The sequence below is a fragment of the Candidatus Lokiarchaeum ossiferum genome (assembly GCA_025839675.1).
Taxonomy (GTDB): domain Archaea; phylum Asgardarchaeota; class Lokiarchaeia; order Sigyniarchaeales; family Promethearchaeaceae; genus Lokiarchaeum; species Lokiarchaeum ossiferum.
Genome location: CP104013.1, coordinates 3,548,352 through 3,571,424, shown reverse-complemented (window position 1 = coordinate 3,571,424; position 23,073 = coordinate 3,548,352). Strand labels below are relative to the sequence as shown.

The window sequence follows — 23,073 nt, the reverse complement described above, 5'->3', positions numbered from 1 at the left end:
TGAGGTAAAAAAATTTAAAACACTTTTTTCGATTTCTTTTTTACTGCCACAATCATTGCAATGATGGTAAGACCAAGAACGCCTCCAATGATTTCAGCTGGAAAACCTGGGATACTGCTAAGATCAAATCCACTAAATGGATTGCTATCCGCACCCGTTCCATTCCCATCATCTGTAGAGTTCGTCATTGTATCGTCGGTTTTTATTTCTTCAACAACTGAGGAACTGCTTAAAAGTAAGTGAATTTTTCCATAGGCAAAAATATTTCCCACAGCATCAACAAAATCCCCTTCGATAGATATTTCCTTCAAGAAACCGTCTTCCGTATAAGTTACTCGCATCTTATAGTAAGGTCCCTCACTTGGATTATATTCCACTTCTAAGGTCCGCCCGTCATCCAGAATATCATAACTAGTGTCAAAGATGTTAGTGAAAATTTTTTGGGTATCGCTATAATGGAACCCATCGCCAACAAAAACGGATGCGAATCCAAAATATGCGGGATAAGCAAATCCATCACCTTCAATATCAAAGTTATAAGCCCCAGTGATCCATCCTTGTAAATACTCCGTAGGAATATTGGACCATTGCATATTAGAACTCACTATCACAGAGTGTTCACCTAATTGAACATCAGTAATATCACCCCGGAGGGAACCTTCAAATAGAGTTGAATTTCCACCTTCATTAAAAATTTCAACGGTAGCATCCCATTCAGCAAAATCCCCAGATGTATAAGCAACCCAATCCAGAGAAGGTTCTTCAGGTGAAGTACTTGGATTCAAAGTAAGATCTAAATCATACCAATCTCCATTATTTGGACCATTTACTCGAATATAGACATATTTTGCAAGATTCTCATTTGTATAAGATAATATATTTTTCCCATTATCATTTGTTCCCGAGACCAGCAAAGATTCTGCTGTTGAACTCCATTCATATAAATCTAAATCCATCCATAAACCAGGGAGGGCGTTATCATATTCTAATATAATATCGAGCAGATCATTTGGCTCTAACCATATTTTATACCAATCCATATCGTTTTGAATGAGACCATTATGACGATTGATTGAGAGATCTTTTGCCGATGAAATATCATCGTTTTCTTCCGCCCAATCATCACTAATAGTAGTGCTAACTCTCAAATCAAGGGAGTAAGGTGTATTAAAGTCTCCACTGATCAATAAATACGCGGTAGAGAAGTATCCTCCTGCAGTCCAAGTGAGCAGTTTTCCCCAAGTTTGATCATCTACTTGAAATCCATGATATGCCCCAGTGCCATCAAATAATTCGATGACAAGATTATTGACTGTATCGTAGCGTAATTCCACACTAAGAGTTTCTTGACTTAAGATAGGCCCAAAGTAAAACCAATCATCATCCATGCAAACTAAATCTGAGTAGTAATTATTGTTAGAAAGTTGATGGGAATTAGTCTGCACATCATTTTCTTCTGCCCAATCATCATCATTGAATCGTTCACCGTTTAAATCAATTCGAAGATCATAATGATTCCCGAAGAAATCATTAGAATCACTGGTTATCAAAATATAATACGTACCAGATTCGGCGGGATTAATATAGATAGGACCGTTTGAATCGGCATAGATTGTTTGATTTTTAATTTCAGTCCAAGATGGATCAAATACAACAAGTCGGAGATTATCAGTGGGATTAGAATTCCATATAAAGATATCAATGTAATCCCCACCAGCAAGATCGATATCGTACCAATCTTCGTTGAAGCTTCTTAAACCCCAATCTTCGAAAGGTAACAGAAGATCTGTAGATTCAACTGGATAGTCATTTGGTTCAAACCAATCATCACTGTTTACACTTAGTCCATTCAGAAAAATTTCTAAATTATAAATTTCTCCCAGATTATATCCGGATACTCTCATGAAGTAATCGGATGGATTGTAATTAGCTTCAACAGAAATTGTATGAGGTCCAGTAACAGTTACATTGAAGATCAATTCCCAACTCTGTGTCCAGATCTCAACCTGAAGTGGATAAGATGCATCAATTAGATCAAAATAAATATCTGCAACATCATTGGTTTCTAAATGAAATTCATACCAATCATCATCGAAGTTACGTAAATTCTCTCCTTCAAATGGCAAATAAAGGAAGTGAGCTTGATTATTAAAATCGTTGTCTTCCATCCAATCATCCGAATCTGGATAGATGTCAATATTCATAGTGTATGGCTCGAAATTGTTATAACCATAAACTTTGATTGAAATGATTTGCGATTCTTGCATATTACGAAAGATAAATGACTCATAATCTGAAGCAGAGTACGAACCTCCGACAGTATCTCCGAAAGAATTGAACAATTCGAAATCAACATCATTAGAAGACCCATTAAACCACAATTCTACCTCTAATACACTGCCAAGAGAAACAGATATGTTATACCAATCTTCATCTCCTTGATAAAGATCGGAGTAATATCCACTAGTGATCCAAGCAGCTTGTTCTTGGTTATCGTTCTCTTCAAGTGTATCATCAGAGGATCCCATTGGAATATAGTAAGAATAAACATCCATACTGTAAGGTTCTCCATTATTATCTCCCACGACAAGGAAACTTACATTCAGAGAGTTTTCAGCATAGTAGGTCACCTTTTCCCAGTCTTCGGCTCCAGTGGACATGTTTAGAAGAGTCCCATATTGATCATACAGATATAGATCCATATCATTTATCGATCCGTTGAAATTTAAGGAAATTTCTAACATATCTCCTCCAGGTATTGTAGTGTTGAACCAATCGTTATCCATTTGTATCAAATCATAGTGGGATGGTCCGATCCATGAGGCAGAATAAGGATCATCGTTTTCTTCTAACCAATCATCACTTGGACCTGTCCCAACGTAATACGAATTGACATCCATACAATAAGGTTCTCCATTTCCATTTCCAGAGACTAAGAAACTTACGTTCATAGTATATTCTGCAAAATAGGACACATGTTCCCAATCTCCAATTCCAGTAGAACTGTTTAGGAGTGCGTTATATTGATCGTACAAGAAGAGATCAATATCATTACTCGCCCCATTAAAACTCAGTGATACTTCCAACATATCACCACCTGGTATTGTTGTATTGAACCAATCAGCATCTTTTTGAATTAAATCATAATGAGATGGGCCGATCCAAGTTGCTGAAGAAAGATCATCATTTTCTTCTAACCAATCATCATCAGCCTCATGAAATGGGTATCGAATTTCCAACTGATATCCATACGCCATATACATGCCCGAGCTATATACCCGAATGTAATAGAACTGGCCAATATCATTGTTTGTTAAAGAAACATATTGCTCACCATCTTTATCCCAACTTGTCATATAGAGATCATTAGTTGAGTTGTAAATTTCAAAGCTCATCGGTTCTGAACTTCCCAAATCATTTAGACGAACTTCAATCTCTTCTCCTGAAGATACGTTGAAGCAGAACCAATCTTCTTCCCCTAACCAATTGTGATCATAAAATCCAGTAGAATAAATCAAACTAGCACTACCAAAATCATTATTTGGTTCAATATCAATTAAATAGTAAAATTCGAGGGAATAGGATCCGCCCATATTATCTCCATCAATAAGAATATAGTACCACTGACCATCTCCATAATGAGTATAGTTAAGATATACATTTCCATCAGAATACTCATCAAACCCAGTAGATACGTGTGCTAAGGAACTATTCAATAAGGTCATATTGATATTATAAGAACCATAATTTGGATTGTTCAAATAAAATTTGACAAAATCACCATTTTCTAAGAAAATTTTGTAATAATCATATCCTTCTTGAACCATCCCATTATCATAATTCCCAGGATGGGGTAATTCCACTGCTTCTGATGGGATGTTATTAGGTTCGATATCAATGATTAAGTCCAAGTCCAATTCATAATTAGTACTTTCATTTGTACCATTAACAAGTAAGTATACAGATGTATCATAGTTAAATGGATTTATCCACTGGAGCTTATTATTTTCACTAGAAGATTCATAGGGAATTGCAATAATTGAATGTGTACCATCAAACAGAGTGATATTAATTTTATTTGAATAAGACCAGTCTCTCAAGAAAACGTGAAGAGATTTATTTGCCTCTACCCAAATTTCAAACCAATCATCATTTTCTTGGATTCCACCTGAGAAAAAGCCAGGGAAATGGAGTTTTGAGGCATCTTCTAGGATGTTATTAGGCTCTAGATCAAAAACATAGTCAAAACTAGCTTGTAAATCATAAAGTTTCATACTATTATTACCAAAAACTCTCAAATACACAAATTCATTTTGATCATGTGTATTAGTAAATTCAACGCGTTTGTGGCCATATGCAATATCAACTTCAGTGGCCAACAGAATTTCGCTACTATTGTACAAAGATACATTCATAATAGCTTCAGATTCAGTATAATATATATTTACGGTGATTTTATCATGTGGATTAACATCATAATAATACCAATCATCATCTGATTGATTCAACCCGGAAATATATCCCTCATTATATGAAAATCCCCATGCTTCTGCAATACCATCATTTTCTTCATAAGCATCATCAAATTCACCCGCTGCACTAGCAGATGGAAGGAAAAATTGGAATGCTGGTAAAGAAACGAACAGAATTGCAAAAATAGATGCAGTTTTCATAAACCCATTTTTAAATTTCATAATAGTTTACAACCTCTTTTTTTCAATAGTTTTCAAAAAATCTACTGAGTGAGATATTTGTTGTAAGCATGATGAGATGCCTTGGGATATTTTATTTAAGTCATTAAAAAAATTCCAAAAATTTAATAAAAATATGGATAAAACTTTCCGATTTTGTTAATTTGGTGGAAATGCAATCTAAAAATAGTATCTTCTGATAGAAATTTATCTTTTGTGGAGGAACTAATTTTTCTACATTGGGGAGAATTTAAGCTAAAATTAACCAAGCAAATGTTAATTTAGAGATTCAAATAAATGTTTAAAATGAAATTATTTTCAATTTTAAGCGGAATTCGCTATTGAATTGATATTCAATAGTTCCCGACAAAATTCCAGTTTTTCAAGCAGTTTTTTTTTTTTGCAAAAATGCACCAAACAATCAATTCCATTTGAATATTTAAACTCTGGATTGAAAACATTTCGGAATATTTCCAAAGAATCTTGAAAATGTATATATGTCGAAAAAAGTTGATATCTAACCATCAAATCCAATTCTAAAAAGTCCAGATCTTTTATTGATAAACCTTGCCCAAAGTTTTTTTGACGTAGTAAATTCACTCTACTAGGAGATTTTTACTTTATGCCATTAGATTTAACGTTCATTCCTCCGAACTTCTGGAACCGAAAAAGTAGTAATTTTCACTTATTGACAAAAGGAAAAAAACTCCCAGCAGATAGCGGGTTTTTTTTTTTGTGGGATTCCCAAACAGATTCTTTGGAAGAAATTGAGAAAGAAGTGGCAACAATTTTTCCAAAAGTACCAGTTGCAAAACTTTTATCTTGCTCTTTACGAATAGCAAAAAAGAATGGAAAAATAAATCCAAAAGACTCATCAAAATTCCTTAAATTAAGCCAGGTTCAAGGGAAAATTATGCCTCTGCTTCCGGCAATTAAGATTTTGTTCTCCTTAAATATCACTGAAACTATAGATCGAAGTCGAAAGATTATTTCATATTCGGATTCAATTAAAACTTGGGCTTATTTAACTAAATTTACCATGGAACTTCTTTCACGAGGAAATTTCATCCCGTATTTAGACCAATTGACTGAGCACGAATATAAGGGTCAATGGAAAATCATTCTAAAAACCCAGCAGGACCATAATCGAATTAATAATCTAATTCGGAATTCTGTTTGGGCCAGTTATCCTCTCCCTATTGATTTTATACCTTCTCAAACCATAAAAGATCAATATTATACTAGTGGGTTATGGCATCCTTCATTTCTGTTTGCGCAATACATCGATACAAGTGCTGATATGTTAATTCGGTCTTCAATTGATGACAAATTTCTAGAGAAGACGGCTTTACGTTATAATTATGAATTCAATACTTCAGAAGAATTTGAAAACGCGTGTGCTGATGATGAAACAAGCCCTTGGGACCTCCGATTCTTAACAGCTTGTATTGGAAAAAATAACAAATTTCAAATTAATCGGTTTTGTGACACTCCCATTCCGGGGATTTTACGAAATTGGGTGCAAAATAGCCAAGGGTTTTCTTTTTCCTTAGGATTTTCATTTTCTTTCCGTTTAGATTATCCCAAAACACCGAATGCCGATTGGGTGTTGGGGTATTACCTTCAACCCTTTCATGAACCAGATAATTTTATTCCATTAGATGATTTATGGGATGGAATAATTACCCATAGTTTAGAATATGCAAATGTCTGTGATGAAGAAAATAAATTACAAGAAGAAGTATTGCGGGCATTGGGTACTGCGAGGAAATATTTTCCCCCTATTTCCAGATCATTAGATAGCAAGAATCCACAACAGCTAAAATTAAAATCTGCAGAGGTTATGGAATTTTTACGAACATCCATGTATTTACTTATTCAAGCAGGATTTGAGGTTGTCTTACCAGAACAATTTCGCCTTCAAGGTCAACAACGGCTTTCGGCTCGAATGGTGGTAAAACAAAAGGAATCTTCAACTACAACAACTCGATCTCACAGTGGACTAGGAAAACCTGATTCATTATTTGATATTAATTCTATGATGGAATACCATTGGGAAGCTCAATTGGAAGGAAAACTACTCACGGAAAAAGAATTCCTCGAACTAGCTAATAGTCGAGAACCTTTAATTTTCTGGCGCGACCAATGGATTTTGGTAGATCCTCAAGACATGGAAAATTTAAGTCCAATTTTTAAAAATCAGAAGAGTATTAAAGGAGAAATTCCCTATCTGGAAGCTTTGAAATTGGGAATGGCAGGTCAAATCCAAGTGGGATCCCAAGGTTCTCAATATGTCGTGGAGTTAGAAGGAGAATTCCAACAAATTGTTAATCAATTAAGTGACATTGAATCTTTTTCAACTTTACAAGTTCCAGAAACGTTCCACGGAAATTTAAGAGCCTACCAAGAAACGGCTCTTACATGGTTAGGTAATATGGCGGAATTCAATTTTGGTGTCTGTCTAGCCGATGATATGGGACTCGGGAAAACGGTAGAAGTGATCTCCTTTTTAGAATATCGAAAAGAAAAATATGCTCAAATGGAAAATAGTATCCTGATCATTTGCCCCACTTCTGTTCTGTTTAATTGGAAACGGGAGATCCAAAAATTTGCGCCGAATTTTGATATTTACACTCATCACGGTCCAGAACGAAAGAAAGAAGCAAAATACTTGCAAGAATTTATGCAACCTCATCGAATTATTCTTACAACATATGGAACCGTTCGCAATGATATTGATTTCTTTGAAACGATTCCTTTTACCGGTGTCATTTTAGATGAATCCCAGAACATTAAAAATTACAAAACGCAACAAACTCAGGCGATTTTGCGCTTGAAAAGTCAATATCGAATTGCTCTCAGCGGAACTCCCATTGAAAACCGTTTATTGGAACTTTGGACTTTGTTTCAGTTTTTAAATCCAGGATTATTGGGCAAACGGGCAGAATTTCAGAAGAAATTTGTCTATCCCATTGAGCGATTTCATAGTGAACAAATTTCCGCTAAACTTCAACGATTCATTTCACCTTTTATTCTCCGGCGGTTAAAATCGGATAAAAACATCATCAAAGATCTTCCCGAAAAGAATGAAATAAAAGTTTATTTACAACTGGCTCCGGAGCAGGCAAAACTTTATGCTCAAGTGGTAAATTCAACTATGCAAGAATTGGAAAACTTAGAACAAAACCAACAAAAACGACGTGGCTTGATTTTACGCTTATTAACACACACCAAACAAATCTGCAATCATCCCTTTCAATATTTACATTTGGGATCCGATTATTTTGAATTAACTCCTGAAGTCGTTGACAGTACCAATGAAGAAGCCCTCGACAATGATAATCTCGTGGAGGCCACATCTTCACATCTTAAATCCATCAGCTTAGATGATTTCTTTAAGGAATCTGTAAAAATGGGTCGATTAATAGAAATGATCGATGAAATTTTGGAGGATGGAGAAAAAATTTTGATTTTCACCCAATTCAAACAAATGGGAACCTTGCTGCAAAAAGCTTTGGAACTGAAATATAAACTTCCGATCCTCTTCTTCCATGGAGGAATTCCACAAAACAAACGTGGTGAAATGGTGGATGATTTTCAATCCACAGATCTTCAAAGCCCTCCTGTCATGATTTTGTCTCTTCGCGCTGGTGGAACAGGATTAAATCTCACTCAAGCATCAACAGTTTTTCATTTTGATCGGTGGTGGAATCCAGCGGTTGAGGATCAAGCAACTGATCGAGCTTATCGTATAGGGCAACAGAACCGTGTAAATGTGTACAAATTTGTTTCTACAGGCACTATTGAAGAGAAAATTGATCAAATGCTTGAAGAGAAGCGAGATTTGGCGGATCGAATTTTAACTTCTTCAGGAGAAACGTGGATAACGAGCCTTTCCAATGAAGAACTAAGAGATTTATTCTCCTTAAATTCTATGGAAGGGGGGATTTAATATGGCAAAAAAAGAAAATAACTCCCCGACATCATTTCGAAAATTGACCAAAAACGCACATCGCAAGGATCCAGCGTCATATCGATCAAAAACACCCCAAGATCGAAGACGAAAACAGTCGGAAATCGAAGACATTAAAAATCAATTGCGGAGTTTTGCCCGAACGGAATGGGGACGAAGGTGGGTGAACTCCATCTTGGAATACGGGCGACCATTTCGGATGCAAAGAGGGTTACGATATGCACAGGAAGAACGAATCTCGAATTTGACAATTACTCCTGGTTTGATCTTTGCTTCTGTTCAAGGAACGGCACCTATGCCTTATCGAGTCAAAATTCATTTTGATCCAATTCCAAAACGTGGATGGGAAGGTATTATCGGTTTAATTGCGGAGAAAGCTCGTTATATTATAAAATTACTCGAAAATCAAATGCCTCAAGATGTGGAAGAAATCTTCAATGAAAAAGGATTTCCTTTGTATCCCTCACCAAATCGTACTTTAAATGCGACTTGTTCTTGCCCCGACAAAGCAGTTCCCTGCAAACATATTGCAGCAACGACATTGTATGTTGCTCGAGTGATGGATTTTGATCCTTTTCTTATCTTAAAACTACGAGGAATGGATAAAGATGAAATTCTACAACAATTACAAACCGTTAGATCTTGTTCTCAACAACCAATTGCAAAGTCGATTAAGAAATTACATCAAATGATAGACTTTTCTGAAGATTCCTTTGATTATCCCTCAATAACCGCGGAAGATATTCAAGAAATTCCTTTTTCGAAATCTGATAAATCGATGCAGATTGGCTTTAAATTCAGTCCACCTAAAAATGTCATAGAAACCTTGGATAACATTGGAATTGCTCCCAATTTGGAACAACCAGATTCTTTCCAACTTATATTACGGGATCTGTATTTAGGAATTACTAAAAAAATGTACCAAACAGCCGTGACCTTAGAAACCAAACCTAAAACGAAGCGAGAGAAAAAAACAACAAGAAAAAGAAATTAGTTTAGGCAAAATAAGTGAAAATTCAAACTATATATATAAATTATCTCCGTCAATCTTGACATTATCTTTAATATTTTTTCTATTCACCGTTTTTGCTTGATTTTCCATGTCTTTTACAATCTTGTCATGGGTTTCCATAGTATCCACAAACAATCCGCCCTTTAACAAACTAAGAAACAAATCAAAATTCAGATTTCGATGAGCTAAACGTGTATTAACTAGAAGATATGCCAATAAATCAATTTCTCCTTGCACAATCTCCATCATCTCCATGAATTTTCCCTCATCCTCTAAGGCATCACTTTCAGCGACTTTCGCTAAACGAAATTTACAAAAATCATAGAATCCCGCTTCTAAAATCGCATTTAATATAAGTTTCTTATTTACATGAGTAAAAAGTAGTTGATCGGAGCGTGTAAATCCTCCAATTGTATCATCGATTGCAATATTGAGATAATCAATTAAAGAATTGATAGCTTTCTGATAATTAAAGAAATTGGATACATCTATAATCTCTGTTTCTTTTTCATTGAAGGTTTCACCGATAAGAATTTTTTTTTCGGGCATCAATAAAATGTTTGTTTTACTCGCTAAAAAAGTAAGGTTTTATAAAAATTCGAAAAAAAAAGAAATCGGGTTTTGCTAGAATTTACCCGGTTTTGGTAATTCCATCTGTGCAGTTGTATCGAAAAGGGAAGAACCTCCACCTTGAGCTCCTTGTGGTGAGGTTTTAAAGATTTTTTGCATAAAGGTTGAAGTTGTAAAAGAACATAACATGTAATAGCCAGTAAACCCAAGCCATCCCGAGACGATTTGAATATTTCCAAGCACAGAAAACAACTGGGAACGCATCATTGTTACAATAAAAGCAGGAAAATCATCCATAGGATTCATCACAGGCCGAGCAACAGGAATTTGGATGGCAGAACCCTCAGGAGTATATATAGATCGAATTAAATAAAAGAAGACAATCATAGGAACAAAAGTAATACACGTTGGTTTCAATCGATTCAGAGACATAGATTGCTGCATTTTCTTTACGCTTGCATCTCTTCTTTGCCATTTTGCATATTCCTTTGCATATTTCTTCGGATTTTCTTCAGAGAGTTTCAGTAACGCTTTTTTCTTTTTATTGTGTTCCGATACCACTGCTTGAATACGATTAGCTTGATCTAAATCCACCAATTTTCGATTTAAAAAGGTAGATATTCCTGAAACGAGCAAACAAATGACAAAAATAAACCACAATGAATTGGGAGGTTTGGAAACAAGGGCTATGAAATCAGCCCAAGCGAATATAATTGCGAACATAATTTTCCACTGATAGGAAGGTAAAGGGTACCAAATTAAAAAAAATTTTGCAATCTGAAGAATACATAAAACAGAAAGGAAGAAAAAGAATTATGAGAAAAAATGGGTTTAAAAAAAACGATTTTTAATTTCCTAACAAGCCACGCATGCCAGGGTATTGTTCGGAAGCAGCTTCTTTAGAAATAGTTTCCGCATAATTTTGAACAATACCGACCGATAATAGCAAACCTGTTCCTGAACTTAAACACCCCAGAAAATCTGCTGTAAAGCTTAGGATCCCTACTATAAAACCACACAATATCGTTAGCGTCGGAATATATCGTTTAAGAATCTTTTCGATAACTTTTTCACTGCGTCGGAAACCCGGGATTTGCATCTTGGAATTGATAATCTGTCCAGCAATATCACGAGGAGCCAATCCACTGACTTCGACCCAAATCTTTCCAAAGAAGACACAAATGGTGATGAAAAGAAATAAATAAATGATAGGATGTGCAATAATCTCCCAAAGTTGTTCAGTAGTTTCGTTATCCCCATAGTCTCTTATCTTCGTAATAAGTGCAGACAATCCTTGAGGCGGAGTGAGAAAATAAATCAACCCTCCGGTTGGTGTCATATGCGATGCCCCTCCACTTTGCGCTGAAGCCTGTTCAAAAGATCCGATTAATTTTCCAAATGTTTCCCAACTCGAACCCTCAGCCTTCTTCCATATCAGCTGACCGAAGAAGAGAAAGTTGGCATAGAGAGCTTGGGCTAAAATAACGGGAATGTTAGACACATATAGTAATTTCATGGGATATTTTCCACGATAACCTTTGTAACCAGCGTAGGTTAAGGGAATTTCCACTCGCATTGTTTCTACATAGATTACAATACCAAAAATGACTATCGTTAAGATTAATCCTAAAAGACCGGGAGCACCCGCTTCTCGAATCCAAAGATCTCGTATACGGAACAGATTGTCATCTCGAGTACCAAATAATCTATGCCCTAGAAGAGGATTTTCTGGATCCGTGGTATTGGGACCAGGACCAGGTATTTCTTGATCGGTAAATAAAACTTGGAAGAAAGCTAAAATGATACCCCGCATTAAGCCATCGGAGCCATCACCCGACATACCGGTGGGACTAAGAGCATTCCAGAAAATTTGTCCTGCAACCCCAGAAGCTATAAACAAGGAAACACCAGATCCTAAACCATAACCTTTCTGCAAAATTTCATCCATCATCATAATAAGAATGCCTGCAGACATCAATTGCAGAAAGATAGCAATCGCTAAAGGAATGGATAATTCTCCATCTGCAGTGCCAATGTTTCCAAAAGCACCTCCTGCGAGATATGCGACAATTTGAAAGATTGTGAGGAAAACTGCAATTACTTTTTGGGCTCCAGTGAATAAAGCTCGATCACTTGGATCAGCCATATTTACATTGATCATTTTTGATCCTTGGAGAAGTTGCATGATCAATCCGGCCGTTACTATAGGTCCAATACCCATTTCAGTTAATGTTCCTCGTTGGGAAGCTAGAATCGTACGGAGCCAAAAGTAGTAATCTACACCTTGTTCAGTATTAGGCAATCCATATAATGGAGTATTAGACATAATTATATAGAGTACCAAAACAACAAGGGTGTAAATTAATTTATCTTTAAACGAAATCTCCCGATCGGGTTGTTTAATTTCGGGAGTAATTCGAACAAACGGAGAGAATAGATTTAGAAATTTACCGGCCATGCTTTTAACCTTTTAATTTAAGTCTCATTTGTGAGTGTTGGTAATACGATACCAATCCAAGAATTCTCACATGAGTTAGTAGAAAAAATAGGGGATTTATTATAATTTTTGTGATTCAAAAACTGAAAAATCGCTGTTTTTTTCAATTCAATTTAAATGCTAGTTTTGTCGCCCAAAGACGAAAAAATAAAATCAAAGCGAACATTATTTGGAAGTAATGTCGAAAGAAGAAAATGAATTACCTCCTTCGGAGACTCCCCAAGAACCGGCGTTTAACCCTTGGGGAGATGATTTGGTTTCCGATGAGGACTATGTTCGGCTCTGTGAAGAGTTTGGAATCAAAATGATACAAGAGATGGAAATTCCTTACTCTCTTTATGAAAAAAATCGCTTCTTACGAAGAAAGATAATCTATGGTCATCGAGATTTTCAGTTGATTTTGCGAGCGATTCAGGACCAAAAGCCGTGGGCCGTAATGAGTGGCATTAAACCTAGCGGACATTTTCACTTAGGAACCATGACGACCGCCTCAGAAATAGTAGAATTTCAAAAAATGGGAGGATTTGTGTATTATGCGATTGCAGACATAGAATCTTTTGCAGATAATGGGATGACCTATGACGAGTCCTATCATAATGCGATTGACAATCTCGCGGATATTTTAACCTTAGGTTTGGATCCTGATCGTGCTTACATATGGCGTCAATCTCAAGAACCCATAGTGAAAGACATGCCTTTTACAGCGGGACGATATGTTACCAATAATATGATGAAAGCAATCTACGGAGATCGTGATTTTGCCTTATATTTAGCAGCCTTAGTTCAAGTTGGAGATATTTTAATGCCACAATTGAAAGATGAACGAATGCCTACGGTCGTTCCAGTGGGAATTGATCAAGATCCTCATTTGCGACTCGTTCGGGATTTAACCAAGCATTTTAAAGCTACTGAAATTGACGAAAAAACGAAAAAGAAAGTGGAAATCCCCTTCTTTAAACCTGCTGCAACTTATCATAAGCTTCTCCCTGGATTAGATGATGTTAATAAGAAAATGAGCAAATCTCGCCCCAATAGTTACTTCAATATGGATGATGAACCCAAAGCGATTGAAAAGAAACTCCGAAATGCTTATACGGGAGGAAGAAATAACCGAGAAGAGCAAGAAAAACTCGGGGGGGTTCCAGAAAAATGTATGATTTTCAAACTCTTGCAAATTCACTTCCAACCAGACGATGAGAAACTGCAAGATCGTTACCTCCGCTGCCGCGGGGGAATGCTGTGTGGGATATGTAAGAAAGAAGCCATCAAAACAATCATGGATTATATCAAGGATCATAACGCACGCAAAGAAAAATTCATCCCGATAGCCAAACAAATTTTAGATAAGCAATAAAAAATCTTTTTAAATCTTTTTTCTGTTTTTTATAGGAGCTTAATGCAAGTTTTATTCAAGAATAAAGTGGGTTAAGAAATGATAAAAAAAAAAGAGTTTAATTGTAAAATTTATAGAATGTTTATTTAGCCTAATCTATTGTTTCAAATACAAGCTCGTTGTTCTTAACTAATATAACTCTAAGTGATTGATTTTCTGTAATTTCTCCTTTTAAGATTGCCAACGCGAGTTTATCTTGGAGATGTCGCTGAATTGCTCGTTTTAAAGGTCGCGCTCCATATTCGGGATCAAATCCAACATCCGCTAAAAATTGACGGGCTTCTTTGGTGAGGGATACTGTCAGATTCTTGGGTTTTAGGACCGTATTCATACGTTGTATTTGAATATCCACAATTGATTCTATCTGTTCTTTTTCCAAAAAGTTAAAAGTTATTACATCATCCACTCGATTGAGAAATTCTGGCTGGAAGTATTGCTTTAACAGTTCTTTTAGATCTTTCTCGGATAATACTGTATTTTCTTCATGCTTTGTGGCCATGAGAGAACTTCCGATATTGCTGGTCATGATTAGTACAGTATTTTTGAAATCTATAGTTCGCCCCTTTCCATCAGTTAATCTCCCATCATCAAGGACCTGCAAAAGGACATTGAAAATATTGGGGTGAGCTTTTTCGATTTCATCAAATAAAATGACCGAGTAAGGGCGGCGACGAACGGCTTCAGTCAATTGACCTCCCTCATCATATCCTACATAACCCGGTGGAGCTCCAATTAACCGTGCTACACTGTGTTTTTCCATATATTCAGACATGTCAATGCGAATCATTGCCTCTTCACTATCAAATAGAAATTCGGCGAGGGCTTTGGCAGTTTCAGTTTTTCCTACACCCGTAGGACCTAAAAAGATAAATGATCCGATTGGGCGATTGGGGCTCTGAATACCAGAACGGGCACGCCGAATAGCATTTGAGAGAACAATTAAGGCGGAATCTTGTCCCACAACACGATTTTTAAGACGGGATTCCATTTCAAGTAATTTAGATTTTTCTCCTTCTAGCAATCTGGAGACAGGAATATTTGTCCATTGACCAACAATCTTCGCAATATCTTCAGAAGATACTTCTTCGCGTAACATTCGCTTTTCTTGTGATAATTCATTTAGCTTTTGTTGCATGCGTTTATGCTCTTGTTGGAGATCATTTCTTACCCCATATCGTAATTCTGCAGCTTTTCCAAGATCACCAGATCGTGTTGCGCGCTCTTCTTCAGCTTTTGTTTCTTCAATCCGCTGATTTAAACGGGAAAGCGAGGTAATTAAGTTTTTTTCTTGGTCCCATTGCTCTTTGAATCGATCATAGCTCTTTTGCAATAATTCGATTTTATCAGTACATTGAGATAATTGATCTTTAGCAGCAGAATCGGATTCTTTCTTTAAAGCTTCTTGTTCAATTTGCAATTGAATTATTTTTCGATGAATTTCATCCATTTCTAAAGGCATAGAATCAAGTTCGATTCGTAACCGAGAGCTGGCTTCATCGATTAAATCAATCGCTTTATCGGGTAGAAACCTATCGGTGATATAACGATGAGACAGAGTTGCAGCTGCAATTAAGGCGCTATCTTTAATATGGATCCCATGATGAACTTCATATTTTTCTTTCAAACCCCGCAGTATTGTTATCGTTTGTTCAACGGTCGGTTCTGAGACAAGCACAGGTTGAAATCTTCGAGTTAAAGCAGTGTCCTTTTCAATATATTTTCGATATTCTTTGATAGTAGTGGCTCCAATACTCCGAAGTTCTCCACGAGCTAAAGCTGGTTTTAGCATATTACTTGCATCCATTGCACCTTCGGCTGCACCTGCCCCGACTAAAGTATGCAATTCATCGATGAAGAGAATATACGTACCATCACTTTTTGTAATTTCTTTTAAAACACTTTTCAAGCGTTCTTCAAATTCTCCTCGATATTTGGCTCCAGCAATTAAAGCCCCGAGATCTAAACTGAGGACTATTTTTTCTTTTAAAGATTCAGGTACATCACCATTCTGTATCCGTTGAGCAATACCCTCCACAATTGCGGTTTTTCCAACTCCTGCATCACCAATGAGGATGGGATTATTTTTAGTTCTCCGGGATAAAATAGTAATAACTCGCCGAATTTCATCATCCCGACCTATTACGGGATCTAACTTGCCTTGACGAGCCATATCATTCAAATTTTTAGTATATTTTTGAAGAGGTTGATATTGAGCCTCTGGGTTTTGGTTATCGATGGACGTATTTCCGCGAATTTCCGAAATTGCACGAAAAATACTATCCCGGGTCAATCCATTGTTCTTAAGAATTCCACCAGCATGATTTGAGTCATCTTGAATTATTGCGAGTAGAATGTGTTCCGAGGATAAAAATTGATCTTTCATTTCTTCCATCGCGGTCATGGCGATATTGATCACATTGTTCAAAGATCGTGAAATGTATAAATCCCCAATGGAACTCCCAGTTACGGAAGGATAGCGATCAATTTCTTTATCAACTTCTGATTTTACTTTTTGAGGATTAGCTCCAGCCTTGGATATGACGGTAAAAGCCACATTCTCGGAGGAAGCAAGTAATGCGGATAAAAGATGCTCGACTTCGATTTGTTGATGACTATGCTCTTTAGCAATATTGCGTGCTTTTTGGATAGCTTCTTGTAACTTAACGGTAAATCTATTTAATTCCATTTTTCTTTTCTCCTATATTTTTTTATTTCTTCAAAAGAATAGAAGCAATTCTCATATTTAAACTTTGTGAACTTAATGTTGTCATAAATTATTTCGAAATTCTATCACTAAAATCATCTACTGTATATCAATAAATAGATGAAAATTATTTGGTGAAATTACTTCCAATTAAATTTTCGAAAATAATACATAGAAATAGATAATAGAATCGGAGTTTAAAATCAAACAAAAGGAAAACGTAACAATGGCGAACATAACTTTTGGTGGTCGTTATTGCGGAATATGTGGAGCAAGTGGAGATTGGCGAGAACCTGAAGATCGAATCTTACATTGTTTAGATTGTGGTACATACTTTTGTATGGGATGTCAACCATATTGTGTTGAATGTGATGCATATTTATGCCCAGAATGCTCACTTCAATGTGAAGAATGTGGGGAACGGATATGTGAGGAATGCCAAACAATGTGTACAAATTGTGGGAGCCAATTTTGCTCTGCTTGTTTAAAAACGAGTGACAAAAGCGAAGGAAAATATTGTACCGAATGTAATAAAGATCCCGACCATAAACATGAATAGAATAAAGAAAAAAAATGACTACTTCCTATTACTTTTTTAGAACGGATTTTATTTGGATGCACACGGCATCCCCCATTTCAGTACAATTTACACGATTTATCTGTGAATTATTTTGAGCATATTTCGAATAAATATCAATAGTTCGAATTTTTTCGAGGGCTATTTCCACTGATTTATCAATCATTTCTCCAAGATAGGCATCTTGAAAAGATTCTTCAAACATCATTTTCACCGACAAAATGGTTCCAATCGGATTGGCAATACCTTGTCCAGCAATATCGGGAGCAGAGCCATGAATTGGCTCATACATTGAAACACCATTAGGATTTATATTACCACTGGCCCCCATACCAAGCGAACCAACCAAATATGCTGCTTCATCACTCACAATATCCCCAAACATATTCTCTGTCACCACAGTATGAATTGAAGAGGGAGCTCGGATCAACCATTGACAAAAAGCATCGACATAATAACTTGTTTGCTTTATTGATGGATATTTTTTTCCAATGGATTGATAGATTTGTCTCCAAAATTGACTCACCGTAAGGACATTGGCTTTATCAACTGAAATCAATTCATCAAATTTGTTTCGAGAAACATACTCAAATGCATATTCAATAATTCGTGAGACACCCTTCCGGGTATAAACCATGGAATTAACAGCGGTTTCTTGATTAACTATACCTCCGATCTGAGCATAGACACTTTCAGTATTCTCCCGAAAAACAGCGATATCTATTCCATTTTCTACTATTTCTGGTTTCAACGGACACATATCATGAAGAGAGGGATATAACTTTACGGGGCGAAGATTAACATACAAATCCAAATCCTGCCGTACTTTGAGGATAGCTTTTTCTGCTACACCTTGGGGAATATCGGGAAGACCAACCGCCCCAAATAAAATGGTATCACTTTGGGCCATAATATTTAAGGATGTTTGAGGTAGACTTTCACCACAGTTTTTCCAAACTTCTCCTCCCATGGGAGCATCCTTGAACTCAAAAGAATAGTCAGTATACTTTTCAATGGTTTTGAGCACTTTTATTCCTTCATTCACGACTTCGGGACCGATGCCGTCTCCTTTTACAAGAGCAATTTGTTTTTTCATCATTTTTCACCTTCAATATAAAAAAAATTAGTAATTCTCCACAGCGAAATTTACTAAACCACCATGAGCTACTACCGCTTTGTCAAAAGAGCTAAGATTAAATGAGAGTTCCAGATTTTTAGTTGAGGTTTTGAAATTGAGAACTTGTAATTCAAAGTTTATCTCCACTTCCAATGTCAGAGACCCTGCAAATGTAGAAAATACTTGATTTATAGAGTCTTCCCCAAGTTCTATGGGCAAAATCCCAGAATTAACTGCATTTTCGCGAAATATTCGGGCAAAATTACTTGCAATAATCGTTGAGATCCCATTTACTTCAAATGCCCAAACGGCCATTTCCCGAGATGATCCACACCCAAAATTCGATCGGGTTAGAATTACATTATATTGTGGCCAAAGAATGCTTGGTGGCTCAAATCCATCGAGGATCAAATCTTCTAAGAGATGGGATTTAAGAGGCTCTTTTTCAATATATGTCAGATATTTGGCTGGAATGATCTCATCCGTATTGATATTACTCCGATCTAAGAGTAATACTAGTCCACTAAACTTTGGATTCATAATAATGTTCCCTCCAAATACTTTCGAGGATCTGTAATCACTCCCTCAATAGCGGATGCAGCAGCTGTTGCAGGACTTGCAAGATGAACCATCCCTCCTTTTCCCATGCGTCCATTAAAGTTACGGTTTGTTGTTGCAATAGCCACTTCACCGGGTGCAAGTATCCCATTACTCATTCCTAAACAAGCACCACAGGTGGTCGCAGTGACAACAAAACCAGCATCCATGAATATCTCAATCAATCCTTCCTTCATGGCTTGTCTATAAATCTCAGTTGTAGCCGGAGCAATGATCCCTCGCACATGAGAGGCAATTTTTTGATTCTTTAAAATTTTGGCGGCTATGCGTAAATCAGAAAGTCTTCCGTTGGTGCAAGACCCAATGTAAACTTGATCCACATTTATCTTAGCCTCCATTGCATTAATGACTTGATCAGGGCGATATTGAATAGTTATTTGTGGAAGAAGTGTCGAAATATCAAGGGAGATTACTTGTGTATACTCAGCATCAGGATCAGAAGCCCATTGGGAATAATCTTGTAAAGCGGCATTTTTATCATTATTGAAATCTTCTTTAATAAAATCCCACAAGTAATCCACTGTTTGAATGTCTGGAGCGAAGATACCAGAAGTTGCCCCCGCTTCAACTGCCATGTTACTAATAGTCATGCGTTCTTCCATCGAAAATGCAGAAATTGCATCCCCTCCAAACTCAATAACTTGATCTGTGGCACCATTAACGGTTAATTTTTTGATAAGTGATAAAATCACATCCTTGGCATATACACCAGTTTTTAATTCTCCATTTAGTTCTACCTTCATGGATTTTGGATATTGAAGAGCAGCAATTCCTTTCAATATTCCAACTTCCAAGGCAGTGGTACCCGTACCACAGGCGAAGGCTCCAAAAGCACCATAGGTACAAGTATGACTATCACCCATGATGATTGTAAATCCTGGCCGTACAAATCCTTTTTCTGGAAAGAGAGCATGACAAACCCCATTTCGTCCCACATCAAAGAAATCTTCGATATTTTGGCGACGAGCCCAATCCCGCATCACTTGAGCTTGAATAGCGGAAAGTGAATCCTTGGATGGAGTAACATGATCAATTACAGCTTTGATTTTAGTTGGATCAAAAACTTTATCCAACCCTCTTTGTTCTAAATCTTTGATCGCCGGTGGCGTTGTTATTTCATGTGCAAAGACGCGATCTAACTTTATTATAGCAGTTTCCCCGAAACGATCATCTATGAGATGAGCATCGAAAATTTTTTGCGCAATAGTTTTTCCCATTATTATTACCCTGTAATGAATGTCTTAAAAAAATTTAATCCAATGACCTTACATAAGTTTGCAAAAAGCCGTTTAATTCTCTTTTTGGAAGCGTTAGAGCAGACAAACGTTGATCTATCACATCTTGAGGAATTTGCAAATCAATGGAACGAGCAATTAAATCGATTTTAATTCTTTCTCCTTCATGAACAGCAGCTATTGGCCCTTTTTCCAAAGCTTCGGGTTCCATATGCCCAATACAAGGACCACGAGTCCCTCCAGAAAATCGCCCATCTGTGATTAGAGCCACAGAATCAATTAAACCCATTCCCACTATCGCACTGGTTGGGGAGAGCATTTCAGGCATTCCAGGAGCGCCTTTTGGACCCATATATCGAATCACAACTACATCCCCAGGATGAATTTTATTTCCCAAAATTGCATCCATCGTAGCATCTTCTGAATCAAATACTCGAGCTGGACCTTCATGTACAAGCATTTTTTCACTTACCGCCGCGATTTTAACTACTGAGCCTCTGGGACATAAATTTCCATAAATTATCCGCAATCCACCTTGAACTGAGTGAGGATCATCGAACTTTCGGAGGACTTGATCATCAATTTCTGAAGCTTCTATCATTGTGATGATTTCCCCAATTGAATTCAGATTGACCGTTTTCTGGGAAAGATCCAGCAATTTCTCCAATCGCTTCATTACTGCTGGAATTCCTCCCACATTATATAAGTCTTCCATTGAAAATTTCCCAGAGGGTCGGATTTTTATTAAGTTTGGAGTAGTTTCTGCACATTTCTGGAAAAGATCCAAGGGTAGGTCAAATCCATATTCCTTGGCGATGGCGGGTAAATGCAAAACCGTATTAGTTGATCCACCAATGCACATATCAACCTTGATAGCATTTTCAAAGGATTTCTTTGTAACTATATCTCGAGGACATACATTTTGCCGGACTAAAGTCACTATTTGTTTCCCTGTCTCATAAGCTAACTTCATCTTTTCAGGATCTATGGCCAACATAGCAGCACAATTGGATAAGGATAATCCCAAAATTTCGGTCATACACGCCATACTATTAGCGGTAAATAGCCCGGAGCAGGATCCAGGACCGGGGCAAGCGGATTGCTCACAAGTCAAAAGATCATTTTGAGTAGCTTTCTTAGCATTATATTCTCCCACGACTTCAAAGCAACTGATTACATCGGCTTTTTCTCCATGGTACACTCCCGCCTTCATAGGACCACCTGTGATGAGTATAGCTGGAAGATTTAACCGACCCGAGGCCATAAGCATACCAGGAGTAATTTTATCACAATTGGTCACTCCTACCCAGCCATCAAGGGAATGAGCCCCGACCATGAATTCGACATTGTCTGCAATATGATTTCGCGATGGAAGGGAATAACGCATTCCATGACCCTTTCCCATCGCAATGCCATCGCATATACCCGGAACGCCCCATACAAAAGGAACACCCCCAGCATCACGAATCCCCTGCATGACTTGTTCTGTGATTTTATCCAAATGCATATGACCTGGAATGATATTGTTGTAGGAATTGGCAACCCCGATCCAAGGTTTATCCCCGAAGTCATCATCCGACAATCCGGTAGCCCGGAGAAGGGAGCGATGGGGAGTTGTTTCAACACCGGATTTTAATCGAGTAGATTTCATTTTAATCGCTTAATTTACTTAACAAATAACTTTCGGAGTTCATCCCCAACAGTTTGCAATTGATTGCCACCTTCATTTTTTCGCATTTCTTTCAATTTAGGCATTCCACTATTTGCTTCATCCATCCATTCTTTCGCAAAATCTCCAGCTTCAATATCCTTCATCATTTGATGCATCACGGGTTTAACTACGGATCGATCAATCACTTTCTTACCTCGAGTTCTTCCACCGAATTCTGCAGTATTCGACACTTTTTCATACATTTGCTCAATACCACCTTTGTATATAAGATCAGTGATTAACTTCAATTCATGAGACACTTCAAAATAAGCCATTTCTGGAGGATATCCCGCTTCCACCATTACTTCAAATCCAGATTGGATTAATTCTGCAACCCCACCGCATAACACAGATTGCTCGCCAAACAGATCGGTAAAAGTCTCTTTATCGAAGGGTGCAATATCTTTTTTACTTCCTTCTAAGGAATTGAGATCAATCACTCCAGCTCGAGTAAAGTGCATTGCTTTAGCCATCCCTAAGCCAATATTCTTCGCATTTCCAGAATAATCTTGATGAACGGCAAGTAAGGCAGGAACACCAAAACCTTCTAAGTATACTTTCCTTTCCGATGGACCGGGTGATTTAGGAGCAATCATGATAACATCTACATTTTTTGGAGGGACTATCCGTTTATAGCTGATATTAAAACCGTGGGAAAAGCACAAGACTTTCCCTTCGGCTAAATTAGGTAAGATAGATTTTTCATATACTACTTGCTGGATTTCATCAGGGATTAATACTTGGATTACATCAGCTTTCTTAGTCGCTTCCGACACTTCATAGACCTCAAAGGCATCATCCATCGCCTTTTGCCAAGATCTGCCACCTTTACGTAATCCTATAATCACATTTAATCCAGAATCTTTCATCATATTTGCTTGAGCGTCCCCTTGGGAGCCATAACCGATCACTGCTATAACCTTATTTTGAATTTTTTCATAAGTACTATCGTTTTCTCTGTAGATTTTCATTTTA

14 protein-coding genes are annotated in these 23,073 nt (G+C 37.0%); 4 read left to right on the top strand and 10 right to left on the bottom strand.

From position 1 onward, the window contains the following. Positions 1-14 precede the first annotated feature (14 nt). Positions 15-4,694, bottom strand: coding sequence for a hypothetical protein (locus NEF87_RS15130; protein WP_457916460.1), 4,680 nt, complete (start codon positions 4,692-4,694; stop codon positions 15-17). A gap of 619 nt (positions 4,695-5,313) precedes the next feature. Here NEF87_RS15130 and NEF87_RS15125 point away from each other — a divergent pair. After that, entirely contained in the window at positions 5,314-8,643 is a 3,330-nt protein-coding gene (locus tag NEF87_RS15125; protein ID WP_457916459.1) for a DEAD/DEAH box helicase, read from the top strand. Position 8,644: 1 nt separating this feature from the next. Further along, positions 8,645-9,658, top strand: coding sequence for an SWIM zinc finger family protein (locus NEF87_RS15120; protein WP_371802232.1), 1,014 nt, complete (start codon positions 8,645-8,647; stop codon positions 9,656-9,658). Between the two features lie 27 nt (positions 9,659-9,685). Here the strand turns inward: NEF87_RS15120 and NEF87_RS15115 are convergent, their stop codons facing one another. The 3 genes from NEF87_RS15115 to secY all read right to left on the bottom strand — a co-directional run bounded on the left by NEF87_RS15115 (position 9,686) and on the right by secY (position 12,704). After that, complete coding sequence (locus tag NEF87_RS15115; RefSeq protein ID WP_371802231.1) at positions 9,686-10,225, bottom strand: hypothetical protein; 540 nt, start codon at positions 10,223-10,225, stop codon at positions 9,686-9,688. A gap of 75 nt (positions 10,226-10,300) precedes the next feature. Further along, complete coding sequence (locus NEF87_RS15110; protein WP_371802230.1) at positions 10,301-10,969, bottom strand: EMC3/TMCO1 family protein; 669 nt, start codon at positions 10,967-10,969, stop codon at positions 10,301-10,303. A gap of 124 nt (positions 10,970-11,093) precedes the next feature. Next, positions 11,094-12,704, bottom strand: coding sequence for a preprotein translocase subunit SecY (secY, locus tag NEF87_RS15105; RefSeq protein WP_457916458.1), 1,611 nt, complete (start codon positions 12,702-12,704; stop codon positions 11,094-11,096). A gap of 217 nt (positions 12,705-12,921) precedes the next feature. Here secY and trpS point away from each other — a divergent pair, with 217 nt between their 5' ends. Then, positions 12,922-14,097, top strand: a complete 1,176-nt coding sequence (gene trpS / locus NEF87_RS15100; protein WP_457916457.1) for a tryptophan--tRNA ligase — start codon at positions 12,922-12,924, stop codon at positions 14,095-14,097. Between the two features lie 130 nt (positions 14,098-14,227). Here trpS and clpB read toward each other — a convergent pair whose 3' ends face one another. Then, complete coding sequence (clpB, locus tag NEF87_RS15095) at positions 14,228-16,822, bottom strand: ATP-dependent chaperone ClpB (protein ID WP_457916456.1); 2,595 nt, start codon at positions 16,820-16,822, stop codon at positions 14,228-14,230. 244 nt (positions 16,823-17,066) lie between these two features. Here clpB and NEF87_RS15090 point away from each other — a divergent pair, with 244 nt between their 5' ends. Further along, entirely contained in the window at positions 17,067-17,399 is a 333-nt protein-coding gene (locus NEF87_RS15090) for a hypothetical protein (RefSeq protein ID WP_457916455.1), read from the top strand. A gap of 28 nt (positions 17,400-17,427) precedes the next feature. On the opposite strand, the gene NEF87_RS15085 is transcribed toward NEF87_RS15090, so the two are convergent. From NEF87_RS15085 to ilvC, 5 genes are read right to left on the bottom strand one after another with little or no spacing between them, the layout of a single operon-like run. Next, on the bottom strand, positions 17,428-18,513 hold the full coding sequence (locus NEF87_RS15085; RefSeq protein ID WP_457916454.1) for an isocitrate/isopropylmalate dehydrogenase family protein: 1,086 nt from the start codon (positions 18,511-18,513) through the stop codon (positions 17,428-17,430). A 27-nt stretch (positions 18,514-18,540) separates the two neighbouring features. Next, a complete protein-coding gene (locus tag NEF87_RS15080) occupies positions 18,541-19,074 on the bottom strand; it encodes a 3-isopropylmalate dehydratase small subunit (RefSeq protein ID WP_457916453.1) in 534 nt (177 codons plus the stop codon). Next, positions 19,071-20,369: a 3-isopropylmalate dehydratase large subunit gene (locus NEF87_RS15075; protein WP_457916452.1), complete on the bottom strand. Its 1,299-nt coding sequence runs from the start codon at positions 20,367-20,369 to the stop codon at positions 19,071-19,073. Before NEF87_RS15075 ends, NEF87_RS15080 begins: the two co-directional genes overlap by 4 nt. 34 nt (positions 20,370-20,403) lie before the next feature. Further along, positions 20,404-22,038 carry a dihydroxy-acid dehydratase gene (gene ilvD / locus NEF87_RS15070; RefSeq protein ID WP_457916451.1) on the bottom strand — a complete coding sequence of 545 codons (1,635 nt, stop codon included), beginning with the start codon at positions 22,036-22,038 and terminating at the stop codon, positions 20,404-20,406. Positions 22,039-22,052: 14 nt separating this feature from the next. Continuing rightward, the gene (gene ilvC, locus NEF87_RS15065; RefSeq protein WP_457916450.1) at positions 22,053-23,069 is read right to left on the bottom strand and encodes a ketol-acid reductoisomerase; all 1,017 of its coding nucleotides are present in this window, start codon (positions 23,067-23,069) and stop codon (positions 22,053-22,055) included. Between the last annotated feature and the right edge of the window lie 4 nt (positions 23,070-23,073).